This is a genomic window from Pseudonocardia halophobica (assembly GCF_050948485.1).
Taxonomy (GTDB): Bacteria; Actinomycetota; Actinomycetes; order Mycobacteriales; family Pseudonocardiaceae; genus Pseudonocardia; species Pseudonocardia halophobica.
Window position 1 is genome coordinate 4,746,078 of the sequence record NZ_CP192046.1, and the last position, 16,852, is coordinate 4,762,929.

Genomic DNA, 16,852 nt, shown 5'->3' on the forward strand with positions numbered 1-16,852 from the left:
CCCCGCTCCGAAGGTGGGTCTGCGGCACACGCAGACCGCGGCGCGACGGCGCGCCGCCGGAAGGAGAGGTCACCGCATGGCCAGGCTGAAGTTCGGCATCTTCCTCGCCCCCGTCCACGCCCCGGGGGTGAAACCCGCCGTCGCGTTCGAGCAGGATCTGCAGCTGATCGAGCACCTCGACGCGCTCGACTACGACGAGGCGTGGTTCGGCGAGCACCACAGCGCGGGCTCGGAGATCTACGCCTCGCCGGAGATCCTCATCGGCGCCGCCGCCCAGCGCACCCGGCGGATCAAGCTGGGCACCGGCGTCACCTCGATCAGCTACCACAACCCGCTGTGGGTGGCGGACCGCATGGTCATGCTCGACCACCTCACCCGGGGCCGGACGCTGTTCGGCGTCGGGCCGGGATCGCTGCCCACCGACTCGGCGATGATCGGGCTGAACCCGACCGAGACCCGCGAGCTGCTCGAGGAGAACCTCGACATCATCCTGCGGCTCTTCCGCGGCGAGACGGTCAACGCGAAGACCCGCACCCACGAGCTCATCGACGCCCGGCTGCAGATGGCGCCGTACTCGGACCCGCTGTTCGACATCGCCGTCGCGGCGGTGGCCTCCCCCACCGGCGCCCGGCTGGCGGGCACTCACGGGCTCGGGCTGCTCAGCATCGGCGCCACGCTCAGCGCCGACGGCTTCGACGCCCTCGCCCACCACTGGAACGTCATGGAGGAGCGCGCCGCGGCGGCGGGGACCACCGTGGACCGCTCGGGGTGGCGGCTCGTCGGGCCGTTCCACCTGGCCGAGACCGAGGAGCAGGCCCGGCGCGAGGTCGCGCACGGGATCGAGCACTGGTTCCGCTACTTCCAGAAGGTCGCGGCGTTCCCGCAGATGGCGGTCTCCGGGGACAACCTGGACGAGATGATCGACTTCATCAACGGCGCCGGGATCGGCGTCATCGGCACGGCGGACCAGGCCCGCGCGCAGGTGCAGCGCCTCGTGGACCAGGCCGGCGGCTTCGGCACCATGCTGCTGATGGGCCACGACTGGGCCGACCCGACGGCCACCAAGCGGTCCTTCGAGATCTTCGCCCGGGCCGTCGCGCCGCACTTCCAGGGCCAGTACGCCCCGACCGTCGAGGCCGCCCGGCTGGCGTCCGAGGGTCGCGAGCGGCACTCTCGGGCCCAGCTCGACGCCGTCGCGCACATGACCGAGAAGTACGAGAAGGAGCGTGCCCAGTGAGCGATGCTGCTCGCGTGGTGGAAGCCCTGATGACGCTGGAGGCCGGGGAGGTGTTCGCGCCCGGCGCCGTGACATGGCACTCCTTCGACGAGGTGGAGGCACCGACGGTCCCGGACACCCTGGAGAGCGTCCGGGCGATCCGGAAGGTGGTGCCGGACTTCCGGATGGACGACGTGCGGACCTCCCCCGCCGTCGACGGGCTCGCCTGGGCGCAGTACACCGTCACCGGGACCCTGCCGGACGGCACGGTCTTCCGGGCGCCCGCCGCCCTGGCCGTGCACGTCGACAACGCCGGGAAGGTCACCCGGATCGAGGAGTACGTGGACACCGCCCAGCTGAGCGGCCTGTTCGCCGCCCTGAGCTAGGCCCGGCCCCGCTGCAGGACCAGCGCGAGCTCGGTCCTGCTGCGGGTCCCGGTCTCCGCGAGCAGCCTGCTGACGTACTTCTTCACGGTGTCCTCGGTGACGCCCATCGTCCGGGCGACCACCGCGTTCGTCAGCCCGCTCGCGACCAGCTCCGCCGCCTCCGCGAGCCGGGGCGACAGACGCGGCACGCCCGCCTGCCCGGCCGCGGACGCGGGGAGGTGCCGGGCGATCGCGCCGAGCTGCCGGCCGAGCAGCCGCAGCACGGCGAGATCGACCGGCCCCACCGTTCCGCGGGGCCCGAAGATCCCGAACAGCGCCTGCTTCCCGCCCGGCGCCACGTGGATCGCGGTGAGGCTCTCGATCCCGTGGCCGCCCAGCCAGTCGCGATACGCCCGGTCCGCGGACGCCGCCGGGTCGCCCGCGTCGACCGAGACCGCGGACACCCGGTGCAGCCGGGCGGCCGCGGCCGGCCTCGCGAACACGTCGTGCCGGTCCCAGCGCTGCCGGTACTCCCGGATCAGCCGCCGCTGCGTCCCTTCGAGCAGCGGCGACGGGTCCAGGAACAGCCCGCCGTAGCTCGGCCCGGCGAAGAACGTGGTGTTCCGGTAGCCGAGCACGGACCCGAGCGCCTCGATCGTGCGCCCGGCGAACTCCGTGACGTCGTGCGAGCGGTCGACCCGCTCGAGCACGGCGAAGACCTTGCCGAGCCGCTTGGCGTCCAGACTCGCCGAAGCCACCGCCTGCATCTCCGGGCCTCCCACGCTGCCAGGTGTCCCGCAGCGTAACCGATCAGTACTCGGTGACCCCCGCGTCCGGCGACAGCTCGTGCGCGGTCATGAAGCGGGACTCGTCAGAGGCCAGGAACAGCACCGTGTTCGCGATGTCCCGCGGCTCGGCCTGCTCCAGCGGCAGGATGTTGGTGAACATCCCGCCGAGGTTCGGGTGCGCCTCGAGGGCCTCGCCGATGATGCCGAGCACGTCGCCGCCGCCCATCGGGGTCTGTACCGCGCACGGGTGCACGCTGTTGACCCGGATGTCGTGCTCGCCCAGCTCCACGGCGAACGCCTTCGCCATGCCCCGGACCGCGAACTTGCTGGTCGTGTAGGGCACGAGGAATGGCTGCACGGTGATCCCGGCGGCCGAGCTGGTGATGATCACCGAGCCGCCGCCCGCGGCGACCAGGTGGGGCGCCGCGACCATCACGGTGTTCCACGTACCCGTGACGTTGACGCTCTGGTGGTACTCGAACAGCTCCGGGGTGACCCGGTCCCACATCGCCGGGACACAGATCCCGGCGTTGGCCACCACGACGTCCAGGCGCCCGAGCTCGGCCACCGCACCGTCCACGGCGGACTTCAGTCCGCTCAGGTCACGGATGTCCACCTGTGCGGAGACGATCCGCCGGTCCAGCTTCTCGACGAGCGCCACGGTCTCGGCGAGGTCCTCCGGGGTGGAGGACGGGTACGGGACGTTCAGGTCGGCGCAGACGTCCACCGCCACGATGTCCGCGCCCTCCTCGGCCAGCCGCACCGCGTGCGCCCGGCCCTGGCCGCGCGCCGCGCCGGTGACCAGGGCGACCTTTCCTTCCACGCGTCCTGCCATGTTCGTTCCTTCCTGAACGACCCAGGTCGCCGGGCCGGGGCCGTGCGACCACGGCCCCGGTCCGGGATGTCACATCTTCTGCAGCGCGCCGGCGTCCACCGGCACGGTCGTCCCGGTGACGAACCGGGACTGGTCGGAGGCGAGCCACGCCACCGCGTTGCTGATGTCGCGCGGCTCCACCCACGGCGTCGGGAGGATGTTCATCCCGCTCAGCAGCGCCTCGCGGAAGTCCTCGCGCGTGGGGTGCTCCAGGTCCGGCCGGAACAGCTTGTACATGCCCTCGTGGTCGATCATGTCCGTGAGCACCGAGGTCGGCTGCACGGCGTTGACCCGGATGCTGTGCTGTCCCAGCTCGTTCGCCATCGTTCGGGCGAGCCCGATGACGCCGTGCTTGGCCGCGACGTAGTGCGCGAAGTGGGGGAAGCCCTGCGTGCCGCCGGTGGAGCTGATCAGCACGATCGACCCGCCGCTGCCCTGCTCGATCAGCAGCGGCACGGTGGCCCTGACGGTCTTCCACACGCCCGTCAGGTTGATGTCGATCATGGTGTCCCACTGCTCTTCGGTCAGCTCGTGCACCGGAGCGGTGGTGAAGATGCCCGCGTTGGCCACCACGACGTCGAGCCTGCCGAGCTCCGCGACGCCGTCGGCCACCGCCGACTGCAGCGCCGCGAGGTCGCGGACGTCCGCCTGCGTCGCGACGACCCGGCGGTCCAGCTTCTCGATCTCCGCCGCCGTCTCGTCCAGCTCGGCCGTGGTCGCACCGCGGTACTCGACCGTCTCGACCGGGGCGCACACGTCGATCGCGATGACGTCGGCGCCCTCCTCCGCCAGGCGGATCGCGTGGGACCGGCCCTGTCCGCGGGCCGCACCGGTGACCAGGGCGACCTTGCCGTAGAGCTGCCCCATCAGGCGAGACCCAGGCGCGTCCAGTACTCGCCGAAGCTCGGCGGGGCCACGTCCGCGCCGCGGGTGACCTTCCCGTCGACGAACTGGTGGACCATGACCAGGGTGAAGTCCAGGACGTCGTCGCCCTTGCGGCGGTAGGCCCGGATCCAGGCGATCACGAGGCCCTCGGGGGTCTCCTCGGTGCGGACGACCTCGTTCCTCGCCTCGTCGAGGTGGGCGAGGATGCCGAAGCCCTCGAGGAACGACGCCTTGGTGTAGACGGTCTGGGTGCCGTCGGCCTTGAACCCGGCCCAGGTCATGTCGTCGGCGTAGAGGTCCACCAGCAGGCTCGCGTCGCCCTTGTCGGCGGCGGCGAAGGCCTCGGTGAGGTTGTCGGCGTTGGACATCAGGCGTTCTCCTTCTTCAGGTAGCCGGCGATGATCGGGGCCGAGGCCTCGACCAGGGTCATCGGCTCGACGAGCATGTGCTGGGCGCCCACGGAGATGTCGCGCAGGCAGCGGCCCAGCACGCTGGGGTTGCGGATCGAGGCGGAGCCGCCCCAGTTGTAGGCCCAGGTCACGACGTCCTGGGCGACCTTCTGCACCCAGGTCGCGGCCTGGCGCAGGCGAGCGCGGTGCTCGTCGGTGATGGTGCCCGCCGCCGCGGCGGCCTCGGCGTCGGCGTGGACCTGGTAGACGTACAGGCGGGCGGCCTGCAGCAGCGCCTCGTGCTCCACGAACCCGCGGCGGAACATCTCCGAGTCACCGACGACCGTCGGGTAGCCGGGGCGCTTCTTGTCGGCGGTGATCTGGGCGATCTCCTCCAGGGCGCGCTGCGCGATGCCGAGGGCCACCGGGGCGTGCCCGCCGACGCCGATGCCGAGCATGCCCAGCTTGTAGACGGCCTCGGGGCGGACCGGCTCGGTGGAGAAGGTGTCCATCGTGTGGGCCTCGGGCACGAACAGCCCGTCGACCTTGTAGTTGTCGCTTCCGGTGGCGGCCATGCCCATCACGTCCCAGCCGCCCAGGAACTCGACCTCCGCACGAGGCACGAACGCGATCCGGCAGACCGGGACCGGGTTGTCGTCTGGGCCGTCCATCTCCGGTTTGCCGTCCTCACCGAGGACGACGAAGCCCGCGCCGATCCAGGACGCGTGGTGCGAGCCGCTGCCGAAGCCGTAGGTGCCGGTGACCTTGTAGCCGCCGTCGACCCGAACACCGGTGCCGGTCGGCAGGATCATGCCCGCGGTGATGGCCTTGTCCGCGCCCGCGTACATCTCCTCGGCACCCTCGGGCGAGAAGAAGCCCACCGCGACGCCGGTCGAGAAGGCGTTGGCCATGAACGCCCAGCCGACGGAGCCGTCGGCGCGGGAGAGCTCCTCGACGACCTTCAGCGAGGTCACGATGTCCTGCCCGGCCCCGCCGTACTCGCGCGGCACGAGCAGCCAGAACAGGCCGTTCTCGGCGATCGCGTCGACGACGGGCTTCGTGATGGTGGCGCCGGCCTCCATCGTGTCCGCCTCGGCGTCGATGACCGGCTTGATGCTGCGGGCGAGGGCGACGTAGTCGACGTCGGTCCCCGTCTCCGCGTCGCCGGGCCTCTCGAGGGTCTGTGTCATGGGTGTCGGCCTCCGTTGGTCGCACGTCGCTGAGGACGTGGATCACGATGCCGACGTGCGGCCGCGGGCGTACCCGGGGAACCACGTGGTCCGCCACGTGGTCACCCTGCGGTCACCCCGTGGGGGCGGTGGTACGGGCCGCGGCGAGGGCGACCGCGACCTGGTTGCGGTTCTGCAGCCCCAGTTTCTGCAGGATGTGCTCGACGTGGCCCTCCACCGTGCGGTGCGACAGCACCAGGGCTGCGGCGATCTGCCGGTTGGTGAGACCGGCGGCGAGGTGGCGGGCCACCTCGCGCTCCCGGGGCGACAGGGCGGCCACCAGCTCGATCTCGCCCTCCGGCACGTCCGGGGCGGACCGGTCGAGGGCGAGGTCGAGCAGTTCGGTCATGCCCATCGCCGCGCCCCGCCGCGTGCCGGCCTCGTAGGCCGCGTTGCCGAGCTCGGTGCGGGCGCGCAGCGCGAACCGGTCCCGCCGGGCCATCCACTGCGCCGAGCCGTAGAGCTGCTGGCCGAAGGCACGCCAGAGCACCGACGCGGCCCCGACGAGGGCGGCCGAGCGGGCCGCCGACCCCGCGCCGGCCTCCGCCCAGCCGAGCAGCTCGACGGCGAGCGGGGTGCCCACGGAGTCCTCGAAGTCCCGTTTGAGGCACAGGCTGGCGCGGGCCAGCTCGATCGCCTCCGGGTAGCGCTCCTCGGTCACCGCGACCAGCCCCTGGCCGAACACGGCGTAGGACGACATCCACCGCTCGCCGACCTGCTCGCAGCGGCGGCGCACGTCGTCGAAGTACCGCCGGGCCTCGCCGGTCCGCCCGTCGAAACAGAGCAGCATCCCGAGGTGCACCCGCACCGCGCAGGACAGGTCGCCGCGCACGTCCGGACGGCTCTCGTAGAGCGCGAGCGACTCCGTCAGCAGCGTCTCGGCGCGCCGGTGGTCCCCGTCGAAGAAGGCGCCCAGCCCCTGCGCGTCGAGCGCGAAGGCGGTGGCCGGGACGTCCCCGGCCCGGCGCGCGAGCTCGAGCGCCTCGGCGACGACCGGTTCGGCCGCCGACCGGTAGCCCTGCATCGTCCGCACCAGGCCCAGGGTGCCGAGCGCGGCCGCCCGCGGGGCCGGGCCCAGGTCCTCCCGCTCCAGCACCCGGCCGAGCCACATGGCGTGCTCGCGGGCGGAGAGCCCGCAGGCCCAGAGGAACCACGGGGCGGACACGAGCTCGGCCGCCGACGGGCCGTGCGCGTCGGCCGGGAGGGCGAGCGCGGTCTCGAGCGCCTTGCGGACGTTGGCCAGGTTGGCGCGCAGGCGCTCGGAGATCTCGAACTGCTCGTCACTGAACCAGGACCGGACGGACTCGGTGACCAGCCCGGCGCACCACTCGAGGTGCCGCCGGTGCAGCCGCTCGCTCTCCTCCGGCGAGAGCATGGCCTGGCCGAACTCGCGGATCGTCTCCAGGATCCGGAAGCGGACGCGCCCGCGGGACTCCTCACGCTGCAGGATCGACTTGCCCACCAGGTCGTACAGACAGTCCAGGACGGACCCCGCCGGCAGCGCCTCGTCGGCGCAGACGGCCTCCGCGGCCCGCGTGTCGAAGCCCCCGGCGAAGATCGAGACACGGGCCCAGAGGAGCTGCTGCTCGCGTGTGCAGAGCTCGTGGCTCCAGGACATCGCCGCCTGCAGGCTCTGGTGCCGTTCCGCCCCGCCACGTCCCCGCGTGGAGAGCAGGTCCACGCTGTCCGACAGGCGCTCGGCGAGCTCGTGGACGGACAGGACCCGCAGCCGCGCGCAGGCCAGCTCGATCGCCAGCGGCAGACCGTCGAGCCGCTCGCACACCCGCCGCACCGCGTCCCGGTTGGTGTCGTCGACGGTGAAACCCGGCAGGACGTCCCGGGCCCTGCTCTCGAACAGGGCGATCGCCGGCGTCCGGTCACCGGCCGTCGACAGGGGGTTCAGGACGCTGATCCGCTCCCCCGGCAGGTTGAGGACCTCACGGCTGGTGGCGAGGAAGTGCACGCGGGAGGTGGCGTGGAGGACGTCGTCGACGAACCGCGCCGCCGCCTCCAGCACGTGCTCGCAGTTGTCCAGCACGACCAGCATGTGCCGGGTGCGCACGTGCTCCACGAGCGCGTCGACGGCCGAGCGGTCCGGCTGGTCGCGGTGCGCGATCCCGAGCCCGTCGAACACCGCCTGCGGCAACAGCGCCGGGTTGCGCAGGGACGCGAGCTCGACGACGCGGACGCCGTCGGCGAAGGCGCGGCGCAGCTCCACCGCGGTCCGGGCGGCGAGCCTGGTCTTCCCGACCCCGCCGACCCCGATCACGGTGACCAGCCGGTGGCCGCCCAGCAGCTCCCGCAGCTCGCGGAGCTCGGCGCGCCGCCCGATGAACTCCGTGGCGAACTCAGGCACCGCACAGCCCGTCCGCGTGAGCGGGCCGGCCGCGCCGCCCACCATCTGTCGCTCCCGGTCGACGCGCTTGGCGAGCGTCGTGCGCGAGCGCTCCCACCCGATCCGCTGCCCGATCTGCGTGATCGTCAGGCCGGGCTCGTCGGCGAGCAGGGAGCGGATCTGCTCGGCGTAGGCGTCGGTCGCCGACCCGCGGCCGTGACGGTGGTCCGGCGGCGGGGCGTCGAACGACAGCGCACGCCGGATCGTGTTGCGGGACATCCCGAGGTGGGCGGCCATGCCCTTGATCGACATACCGGCCCCGTGGAGGCGATGGATCTCGCTCCACTCGTCGGCGTTCACACGGCTCCTCCGGCACTCCACGATGAGGCTGGCCTCACGATCACGACGGGCCGATACGGGTGTCAAGCCAGGTCGGGGCAAGCACGTGCCGAACCACCCCGAGGGGGGTCAACATGTGTCACGGCCCCACCGTACCCACCCCGGGGCATGCCCCGCCGCCGGGTGCGCGGTCGCGCCGGTCGCCGATCCTCCGCAGTCCGCGCCCACCGCGCCGGTTCTCGGGGGCCGGCACCCCCGTCCCGGGTGCTCGCCCCTCACGGCACCGCCGCCGGGTTCGTCCCCGGCCAGGCCTACCCGCCGCCGGAGAATCGGCCCACCAACGGCTTCGCCATCGCGTCGCTGGTCTTCGGGCTCCTCGGGGGCGTCCTGCTCGCTCTCGATCCGGCGCCGCCGGGCCCGGTGATCCACGTCGTTCCCGGCAAGGCAGCCGGGCTGCCCTCATACCGGGGGCATTCGGGTGGCCCGGCAACGCCGGCGGGGACGGCGGGGCCGCCGGGAGCGGTGGTGGCGGGTGGGGAGACACGGCCTCAGTCGGACGTCGGGCGCCGGCGCCGGTAGTGGCGGGCGACGCGGGCGCGGTTGCCGCAGCCCGCGGAGCACCACTCCCGGCGGGGATGGTGGCGGACGAAGTAGAGGACGCAGCCCGGGGCGAGGCAGGCGCGGAGGTCCGCGGCCTCCTCCCCGGCGAAGAAGCGGACGGCCTGCTCGGCGAGCCCGGCGATCAGGACCCGGTCCGCGGCGGCGTCGCTGCGGACCTCGCGGCGAGGTTCCTCGCCGGGCTCCCAGCGCAGCGAGGACCACGTCGGCGCGGCGGCGCACGCGTCGTCGAGCACGCGGAGCGCGTCGGTGCGGGTGGGGACGGCGGACGCGGCGGACGGGCGCGGATCGCCGGTCCGTTCGGCGGCGAGCCGGCGCAGGGCGTCCCGGAGCAGCCGCAACCGGTCCAGGTCGGGAACCGGCGGTTCCGGGAGGACCCTGCGCAGCCAGGCGACCGCCTCGTCGGGTGTCGCGAGGGCGTCGTGGACCCCCACACGGTCGGCCCACACGGTGTTCATCAGCTCGACGGGCGTGGGCTCACCGAGCAGCGGCGCGGACGTGCCCGGCGCGTCGAGGTCCATGCCCGGACCCTACCTAATGGGAAAGTACTCCGTCAGCCATTGCATTCGGAGCGAGAACCTGGCAGCCTGCCTAATGGTTCGACGCAGATAAGCCGTTAGGAGTGGTCGTGGACGACGAGAAGGGGTTCCACCCGGGCGAGCTCGCCGTGCAGCGCCGTGCCGGCGTCGTCCACGACGCCGCGCGCCTCGTCGGGATGCTCGACGCCGCCGACCTCCGCGGCGGCGCCGCCCGGTTCCTCGCCGAACGCACGTTCCTCGCGATCACCGCCCGCGACCGGACCGACCGGCTGTGGATCACGCCTCTGGCAGGGCCACCCGGATTCGTCGACGTCCGCGGGCCCGCCGACCTGCTCGTCCACGCCGTGCCCCCACCCGGCGATCCCCTCGAGGGGCTCGCTGCCGGGCAGCAGATCGGCATGCTCGCCCTGGATCCCGCCCGGCGGCGCAGGCTCCGGATCAACGGCCGGCTGACCAGCGCGGACGACCGGGAACTCGCCGTCCAGGTGGACCAGGCCTACGGCAACTGCCCCCGGTTCATCCACCCGCGCGACCTCGAACCCGCACCCGCCGCCGGTCCCGCGACGGTCCGCCGCGGTGCGGTACTCGACCCCGCCGACGTCGACCTGATCCGCCGCGCGGACACGTTCCTGCTCGGCACCAGCCACCCCACCCGCGGTGCGGACGCCTCCCACCGCGGCGGCCGGGTCGCCCTCCAGGACGAGCAGACGCTGTGGTGGCCGGACCTCCCGGGCAACAACATGTTCAACAGCCTGGGCAACATCGCCGTGGATCCCGCCGCCGCGCTGGCGTTCGTCGACTTCGCGACGGGTGCCACCGTGCACCTGTCCGGCGTCGCGGAGGTCGACTGGCAGGACGAGGGTCGCGGGGTGCGGTTCATGGTCGAGGCCGTGGTCGTCGGGCCGTCCCTCCCCCTGCGCGAGGCGAGCTAGGGGCGATTCGTCCCGCCGAGCGCGGTGTGCGCCACCAGTTCCCCGACCGCCCGCTCGAGGAGCACGTCGCCGACGACGACCTCCTCCACCGGCAGACCGAGGACGTCGGCCGCCCGCGCCGCCGCCGCGCGCAGGCCGGGGGTCGGGTGCTGGGCGAGCCAGACGACGCGCCGGTAGTGGCCGAAGTAGTCGTCGCGCAGCTCCGGGTACCTGTCCAGGCCGAGCTCGACGACGACCGAGCGCGTGAAGGACGCCACCAGGTAGTCCGTCAGCACATAGGTGCCCGGTTCCTCCTCGAGCACCGCCCGCATCCGCTCGGCGCCGGCGAAGACCGAGTAGCAGTCCGGACCGGACAGCCGGGGCACCGCCCAGCGGACGCACACGTCGTCGAGCGCCCCGTAGGTGCCGCAGTCCGCGTAGCCGACGGCGACGCGCCCGTACCGCGGGCGGAGGCGCGCCAGCTCGCGCTCGACGGCGGCGGCGATCCGCTCGGGCCGGTTGTGCAGCAGCGGGGGCAGCGGGACGACGTCGACGGGCCAGCCGCGACGCCCGGCGACGTCGGCGACGTGGCGGGCGAGCGCCCCGCACGCGACCACCGCGACCCGGTCCGGATGGTCGAGGCGGTCAGACCGGGAAGGCGAGTCGCTCGACGAACCGGTCGTTGAAGTCCTCGCGGTCGGAGAGCTCGACGTAGTGCACCTCCTCCAGCAGCGCCTGGGCCGCGGCCCGCTCGCGCACGGACAGCAGCGCCATCTTGGCCCCCTCCCCCGCCACGTTGCCCGCACTGACGATGCGCATCAGCGCGACGTCCGGCACCAGTCCGATCCGCACCGCGGCGGCGGGGCCGAGGTAGCTGCCGAAGGACCCGGCGAGCAGTACCTGGGCGACGTCGGCGCTGGTCAGCCCCTGCTCCTCCAGCAGGAGCTGCCAGCCCGTGGAGATCGCCGCCTTGGCGAACTGCAGCTCCCGGATGTCGCGCTGGGACAGGTACAGCGAGTCCGCCGGATCGTCACCCCGGAAGTGCAGGACGAAGACCCGCTCCTGACCGACCTGCTGCAGCCGCGCCGCCAACCCGGGCGGCACACCCGGCGCGTCCGGAGCCACCAGGCGCCCCGAGCCGTCGACGAGTCCTGCCGCCACCATCGCCGCCACGGCGTCGACCAGACCCGACCCGGCCAGCCCGGTCGGCTCGACGTCCCCGATGACCTGCAGCACCACGTCGTCGTCGCTGATCTTCACGCCCTCGATCGCCCCGGGCGCGGCCCGCATCCCGCAGCGGATCGCCGCACCCTCGAACGCGGGCCCGGCGGGGGCGGCCGTGGCGAGCAGCCGGTCGCCGGCCGCGAGCAGGATCTCGCAGTTCGTGCCGATGTCGATGAAGAGCCGGACGCGCCGGTCGCGGTCCATCCCGGAGGCGAGCGCCCCGGCGACGATGTCGCCGCCGACGTAGGCACCGAGCGCCGGGAACACGTACGCCCGGGCCCGCGGGTGTGCCCGCACCCCGAGGTCGGCGGCGGTGAGGTCGTCGAACGACCGGGAGGCCATCACGAACGGGGCGACGCCCAGTGGCTCGGGGTCCAGCCCCAGCGCGAGGTGGGTCATCGTGGCGTTGCCCGCCACCGCGATCTCGTAGACCTCGCCGCGATCGACGCCGCCGTCGGCGCAGACCTCGCCCGCGAGCCGGTCGAGGCCGTCGTGGGCGAGCGCGGTGAGGCGGTCCAGCGCCGTCGGGTCGGTCATCGTCGCGCTGATCCGGGTGATCACGTCGGCGCCGTGGGACTGCTGCGGGTTGAGGCGCGAGGCGACGGCGACCGGGGTGCCGGTGGCGAGGTCGAGCAGCGTCGCGACGAGCGTCGTCGTGCCGAGGTCGAAGGCGATGCCGAAGAGCCGCCCGCTCGTGTCCCCCGGCTCGACGTCGACGAGCACGTCGTCCACCACGACCGCGGTGACCGTGTGGTCCCCGGCCCGCAGCGCCCGGGCCAGGCTCCGGATCGCCGGCAGGTCCACCCGGAGCTCGAGGTCGGGCAGCGCGTCGCGCAGGCGCTCGAGGTCGGTGCGCTGGTCGGCGAGGGTCGCCTCGGGCAGCGTCAGGCAGCGCTTCTGCAGGGCGGGACGCAGGATCACCTGGCGCCCGACGCCGACCGTGGCCGCCTTGGGCCGGGTGACCAGCGGCGGCACCTCCACCCGCAGGTCCTGCTCGGCCCGCGCGCGGCAGGCCAGCCGCCAGCCGGCGCGCAGCTCCTCCGGCCCGAACGCGCGCGGGTCCAGTCGGGACACCGTCACGTCGCCCTCGACGACCCGCATCCGGCACTTGCGGCACGTGCCATGGCCCCCGCAGGTGGAGTCGACGGCGATGCCGTTCCAGCTCGCGGCGTCGAACAGCGTCGCCCCGGCGGGGACCCGGACCTCGCGAGGCCTGGCTCCGTCGGGGTCGAACCGGATGCGGACCCGGTCCGACGGGGGCAGCTCCGGCAGCGCGGTCACGTCAGGCCGTCTTCCCCGCGGCCGCCGCCCGGGCGCGCGCGATCCAGGCCGCGCCCCACTCGTCGTTGCCGAGCAGCAGGTCCGCGGCCTTGACCGCCTCGACGATCTGCGGCGACCGCACGTCCATGATCGCGCTGGTCAGCCCGAAGGACATGGCCATCGGCAGGAACGTCGCGCCGAGCGCCGGGCGGCCCGGCATGCCGAAGGAGACGTTGGAGGCGCCGAGCGTCATGTTCAGGCCCAGCTCACCGGAGATCAGCTCGATCGTCCGCAGCGTCGTGCGCACGAGCGTCGTGTCCGCCCCCACCGGCATGGCCAGCGGGTCGACCACGATGTCCTCGACCGGGATGCCGTACTCACCGACGGCGATGTCGAGGATCTTGCGCGTGATCTCCAGCCGGCGCTCCGGCTCGTCCGGGATCTCGTCCTCCTCGTTGGGCAGCGCGATCACCGCCGCCCCGTGCCGGGCGACGATCGGCAGGATCGCGTCCAGCCGCTCCCGTTCGCCGGTCACCGAGTTCACCAGCGCCTTGCCGTCGTACGCCGCGAGCCCGGCCTCGAGCGCCTCGACCACCGACGAGTCGATGACCAGCGGCAGGTCGGTGAGCTCCTGCACCATCGTGACGGCCTTGGCGAGCAGCTCGGCCTCGTCGGCGAGCGGGACGCCCATGTTGACGTCCAGCATCGTCGCCCCGCCCGCGACCTGCTGCTCGACGTCGACCTGGATGCGCGTGAGATCGCCCCGGCGCAGCTGTTCGGCGAAGATCTTGCGGCCCGTCGGGTTGATCCGCTCACCGATCAGGCAGAACGGTTGATCAGGACCGATGACGACCTCGCGGGTCGCGGAACGGAGAACGGTGTGCATCAGACCCCCACGGCGGCACGACGGGCGGCGAGCAGTTCCTTGGCCTTGCGGACGGCGGTGGCGGCGTCGGCGGCGTAACCGTCCGCCCCGACGGCGTCCGCGTACTCCTGGGTGACCGGGGCGCCCCCGACCATCACGATCACCTGGTCGCGCAGGCCGGCCTTCTGCAGCGCGTTGATGTTGGCCTTGAACATCGGCATGGTCGTGGTGAGGAACGCGGAGAACCCGACGATGTCGGGATTGTGCTCCTGGATCCCGGCGATCACCTTCTCCGGCGACACCTGCACGCCGAGGTCGATCACGTGGAAGCCCGCGCCCTCCAGCATGATGTTCACGAGGTTCTTGCCGATGTCGTGGACGTCGCCCTTGACGGTGCTCATCAGGAACGTCCCGACGGTCTGCGCACCGGTCTCGGCGAGCAGCGGACGCAGGATGTCCAGCGCGCCGCTCATCGCCTTGCCCGCGACCAGCATCTCGGGCACGAAGAAGTCGCCGCGTTCGAACCGGGCACCGACCTCCTCGAGCGAGGGGATCAGCGCGTCGAACAGCATCGTCTCCGGAGTGAGGCCCCCCTCCAGCCCCTCGTGCGTCAGCTCCAGCACGCGCGGCTTGTTGCCGACGAGGGTCTCGTCGTAGAGCCCGCGCAGGATCGCGTCGTGATCCATCAGGCGAAGCCTTCCTTCCGTCCTGGTTGATGCCCCAGCAGCGCGGAGAGCCCGCGCAGCTCGGCGACGAGGACGTCGCCGAGCCTGGTGATGCCGTAGTCGTTGATCCGGCTCGTGGGTCCGGAGACCGAGACGGCGGCGACGACCGAGCCGTCGACGGTCCGCACCGGAGCCGCGACGGCGGTGAGTCCGATCTCCAGCTCGTCCAGCGAGGCGGCCCAGCCCCGGCGGCGCACCTCGACGAGGGCGTGCTCGAGCTGCGCGCGGTCGACCGGCGAGTGCGCCGTGCGCCGCTCCAGCGGCCCGGTCGGCCGTGGGAGCGCGCCGGAGGCGTAGAGGACCTTGCCCGAGGCGGTGCAGTGCGCGGGCACGTCGACGCCGACCCAGTTCGTGGCCCCGACCAGGTAGCGGCTGTCGACCTGGTCGATCGAGACGAGCTGGCCGCCGCGCGGCACGGCGAGGTTCACCGTCTCCCGGGAGAGCTCGGACAGGTGCTCCATGGTGGGGCGGGCGAGCTCGGAGAGGTCGTGCAGGGCGCTCGGCCGGGCGGCGTGCAGCGAGAACAGCGCGCCCGGGCGGAACGCCCCGGTGCGGTCTCGGTACACCAGCCGGCTGCGCTCGAGCGCCTGCAGCAACCGGGAGGTCGTGGACTTGGCCAGGCCCAGCTCGTCCACCAGCGAACTGAACGTCCGCGGTGCGCCGGACTCGACGATGAGGCCGAGAAGGGCACTCGCGCGTTCGACCGCCTGACTGCCTGTCTGCGCCGCCATGAGTGCCGCCCAAAGTTTCACATTATGGAACCCGAGTTCCCACGATGGCGGTTACTGTGACGCCGGTCTCTCAGCACGTCAAGAGCGGAGAAGCACATGTTCCGCAACACCATGCCTCGCTACGAGATCCTCTCGGCCGACGCGATGGACACCCTCGACGCAGGTTGGCGCCGACTGGTGTCCGAGATCGGCGTGGAGTTCGGGTCGGCGCGGGCGCTGGAGCTGTTCCGCCAGGCCGGGCAGAAGGTCGAGGAGTCGGACGGACACGGGATCGTCCGGTTCGATCCCGACTTCGTGCTCGAGCAGGTCGCCAAGGCGCCGCGGTCGTTCGACGTGCAGGCCCGCAACCCGGCCAACACCGTGCACATCGGCGACGACGCCATGGTGTTCGGGGCCGTCTACGGTGCGCCGTTCGTGCGCGAGGGCGACGTGCGCCGGGACGCGAAGATGGAGGACTTCCGCAACCTCACCCGCCTCGCCCAGAGCTTCCCCGCCCTCGACTCGGCCGGTGGGGTGATCTGCGAGCCGGAGGACACACCGCTGGACTCCCGGCACCTCGACATGACCTACGCGCTGCAGACGCTCACGGACAAGATCTACATGGGCAACGTGGTGTCCGGGGTCAACGCCGCCGACACGATCGCCATGACCGAGATCCTCTTCGGCGGCCGGGCGTCGATCGAGGCCACCCCCGCCACCATCTCGATCATCAACTGCAACTCGCCGCTGCGCTGGGACGAGCGCATGCTGGAGGCGCAGCTCGCCTACAGCGAGGCCAACCAGGCCGTCGTGCTCACCCCGTTCCTGCTGATGGGGGCGATGTCGCCGGTGTCGATCCCGGCGACGCTGGTCCAGCAGATCGCCGAGGCGCTCACCGGCGTCGCGCTCTCCCAGCTGGTCCGGCCCGGCTGCCCGGTGATCTTCGGGTCGTTCCTCTCCAACATCGACATGCAGTCCGGCTCGCCCTGCTTCGGCACGCCGGAGTCCGCGATCGGCCTGCTGTGCACCGGGCAGATCGCCCGCCACTTCGGGCTCCCGGTGCGCTCGGGCGGCGGCCTCACCGCGAGCCAGACCCCCGACGCCCAGGCCGGGTACGAGTCGTTGATGACGATGCTCCCGACCTTCCTCGCGGGCATCAACTGGGTGATGCACGCGGCCGGCTGGCTGGAGGCCGGGCTGGTCTCGAGCTACGAGAAGTTCGTCCTGGACGTGCAGGTGCTGGAGATGCTGCAGCACGAGTTCACGCCCCTGGAGATCGACGAGGCGTCGCTGGCCTTCGACGCGCACGACGAGGTCCGCCACGGCGGACACTTCCTCGGCGCGGCCCACACGATGGAACGGTTCCGCACCTGCTTCTACCGGCCGTTCGTCAACAGCTCGGAGAACTACGAGCGGTGGATGCGCAACGGCGCCAAGGACGCCGCCGCCCGGGCCCGCGACGTCGCGCACAAGAAGCTCGACGAGTACGAGCCCCCGCCGCTGGACGACGCGATCCGCGAGGAGCTCACCGAGTACGTGACCCGGCGCCGCCGCGAGCTGGGCGACTAGGAGGACCACCG

General features: G+C 72.7%; 16 protein-coding genes. 4 read left to right on the top strand and 12 right to left on the bottom strand.

What is annotated here, in order from left to right:
• Window positions 1-76: 76 nt before the first annotated feature.
• Window positions 77-1,237 (top strand): LLM class flavin-dependent oxidoreductase, encoded by a 1,161-nt coding sequence (locus ACQP04_RS22530; RefSeq protein ID WP_433502545.1) that lies wholly within the window; start codon window positions 77-79, stop codon window positions 1,235-1,237.
• Window positions 1,234-1,602: a hypothetical protein gene (locus tag ACQP04_RS22535; protein WP_433502546.1), complete on the top strand. Its 369-nt coding sequence runs from the start codon at window positions 1,234-1,236 to the stop codon at window positions 1,600-1,602. The genes ACQP04_RS22530 and ACQP04_RS22535 overlap by 4 nt, the downstream gene beginning before the upstream one ends.
• Here the strand turns inward: ACQP04_RS22535 and ACQP04_RS22540 are convergent.
• The 7 genes from ACQP04_RS22540 to ACQP04_RS22570 form a co-directional block, all read right to left on the bottom strand.
• The gene (locus ACQP04_RS22540; RefSeq protein WP_433502547.1) at window positions 1,599-2,339 is read right to left on the bottom strand and encodes a response regulator transcription factor; all 741 of its coding nucleotides are present in this window, start codon (window positions 2,337-2,339) and stop codon (window positions 1,599-1,601) included. The two genes, ACQP04_RS22535 and ACQP04_RS22540, sit on opposite strands and share 4 nt — an antisense overlap.
• A 52-nt stretch (window positions 2,340-2,391) precedes the next feature.
• Window positions 2,392-3,204: a mycofactocin-coupled SDR family oxidoreductase gene (locus ACQP04_RS22545; protein WP_433502548.1), complete on the bottom strand. Its 813-nt coding sequence runs from the start codon at window positions 3,202-3,204 to the stop codon at window positions 2,392-2,394.
• Window positions 3,205-3,273: 69 nt separating this feature from the next.
• Window positions 3,274-4,110 carry a mycofactocin-coupled SDR family oxidoreductase gene (locus tag ACQP04_RS22550; protein ID WP_433502549.1) on the bottom strand — a complete coding sequence of 279 codons (837 nt, stop codon included), beginning with the start codon at window positions 4,108-4,110 and terminating at the stop codon, window positions 3,274-3,276.
• A complete protein-coding gene (locus tag ACQP04_RS22555; RefSeq protein WP_433502550.1) occupies window positions 4,110-4,496 on the bottom strand; it encodes a nuclear transport factor 2 family protein in 387 nt (128 codons plus the stop codon). Before ACQP04_RS22555 ends, ACQP04_RS22550 begins: the two co-directional genes overlap by 1 nt.
• Window positions 4,496-5,707 (bottom strand): acyl-CoA dehydrogenase family protein, encoded by a 1,212-nt coding sequence (locus tag ACQP04_RS22560; RefSeq protein WP_433502551.1) that lies wholly within the window; start codon window positions 5,705-5,707, stop codon window positions 4,496-4,498. Before ACQP04_RS22560 ends, ACQP04_RS22555 begins: the two co-directional genes overlap by 1 nt.
• A 112-nt stretch (window positions 5,708-5,819) precedes the next feature.
• Window positions 5,820-8,441: an ATP-binding protein gene (locus ACQP04_RS22565; RefSeq protein ID WP_433502552.1), complete on the bottom strand. Its 2,622-nt coding sequence runs from the start codon at window positions 8,439-8,441 to the stop codon at window positions 5,820-5,822.
• 527 nt (window positions 8,442-8,968) lie between these two features.
• A complete protein-coding gene (locus ACQP04_RS22570) occupies window positions 8,969-9,559 on the bottom strand; it encodes an ABATE domain-containing protein (protein WP_433502553.1) in 591 nt (196 codons plus the stop codon).
• Between the two features lie 107 nt (window positions 9,560-9,666).
• Between ACQP04_RS22570 and ACQP04_RS22575 the strand changes: the two genes are divergently transcribed.
• Complete coding sequence (locus ACQP04_RS22575; protein WP_433502554.1) at window positions 9,667-10,509, top strand: pyridoxamine 5'-phosphate oxidase family protein; 843 nt, start codon at window positions 9,667-9,669, stop codon at window positions 10,507-10,509.
• On the opposite strand, the gene ACQP04_RS22580 is transcribed toward ACQP04_RS22575, so the two are convergent.
• From ACQP04_RS22580 to ACQP04_RS22600, 5 genes are read right to left on the bottom strand one after another with little or no spacing between them, the layout of a single operon-like run.
• Window positions 10,506-11,105: a DUF1638 domain-containing protein gene (locus tag ACQP04_RS22580; protein WP_433502555.1), complete on the bottom strand. Its 600-nt coding sequence runs from the start codon at window positions 11,103-11,105 to the stop codon at window positions 10,506-10,508. The genes ACQP04_RS22575 and ACQP04_RS22580 overlap by 4 nt on opposite strands.
• A 28-nt stretch (window positions 11,106-11,133) precedes the next feature.
• Window positions 11,134-12,993 carry an ASKHA domain-containing protein gene (locus ACQP04_RS22585; RefSeq protein WP_433502556.1) on the bottom strand — a complete coding sequence of 620 codons (1,860 nt, stop codon included), beginning with the start codon at window positions 12,991-12,993 and terminating at the stop codon, window positions 11,134-11,136.
• Between the two features lies 1 nt (window position 12,994).
• Window positions 12,995-13,858, bottom strand: coding sequence for a dihydropteroate synthase (locus tag ACQP04_RS22590; protein WP_433502557.1), 864 nt, complete (start codon window positions 13,856-13,858; stop codon window positions 12,995-12,997).
• Window positions 13,858-14,523, bottom strand: a complete 666-nt coding sequence (locus tag ACQP04_RS22595; protein ID WP_433502558.1) for a corrinoid protein — start codon at window positions 14,521-14,523, stop codon at window positions 13,858-13,860. The genes ACQP04_RS22590 and ACQP04_RS22595 overlap by 1 nt, the downstream gene beginning before the upstream one ends.
• On the bottom strand, window positions 14,523-15,293 hold the full coding sequence (locus tag ACQP04_RS22600) for an IclR family transcriptional regulator (RefSeq protein WP_433502559.1): 771 nt from the start codon (window positions 15,291-15,293) through the stop codon (window positions 14,523-14,525). The genes ACQP04_RS22595 and ACQP04_RS22600 overlap by 1 nt, the downstream gene beginning before the upstream one ends.
• A 96-nt stretch (window positions 15,294-15,389) precedes the next feature.
• Between ACQP04_RS22600 and ACQP04_RS22605 the strand changes: the two genes are divergently transcribed.
• Complete coding sequence (locus ACQP04_RS22605) at window positions 15,390-16,841, top strand: trimethylamine methyltransferase family protein (RefSeq protein WP_433502560.1); 1,452 nt, start codon at window positions 15,390-15,392, stop codon at window positions 16,839-16,841.
• Window positions 16,842-16,852 lie beyond the last annotated feature (11 nt).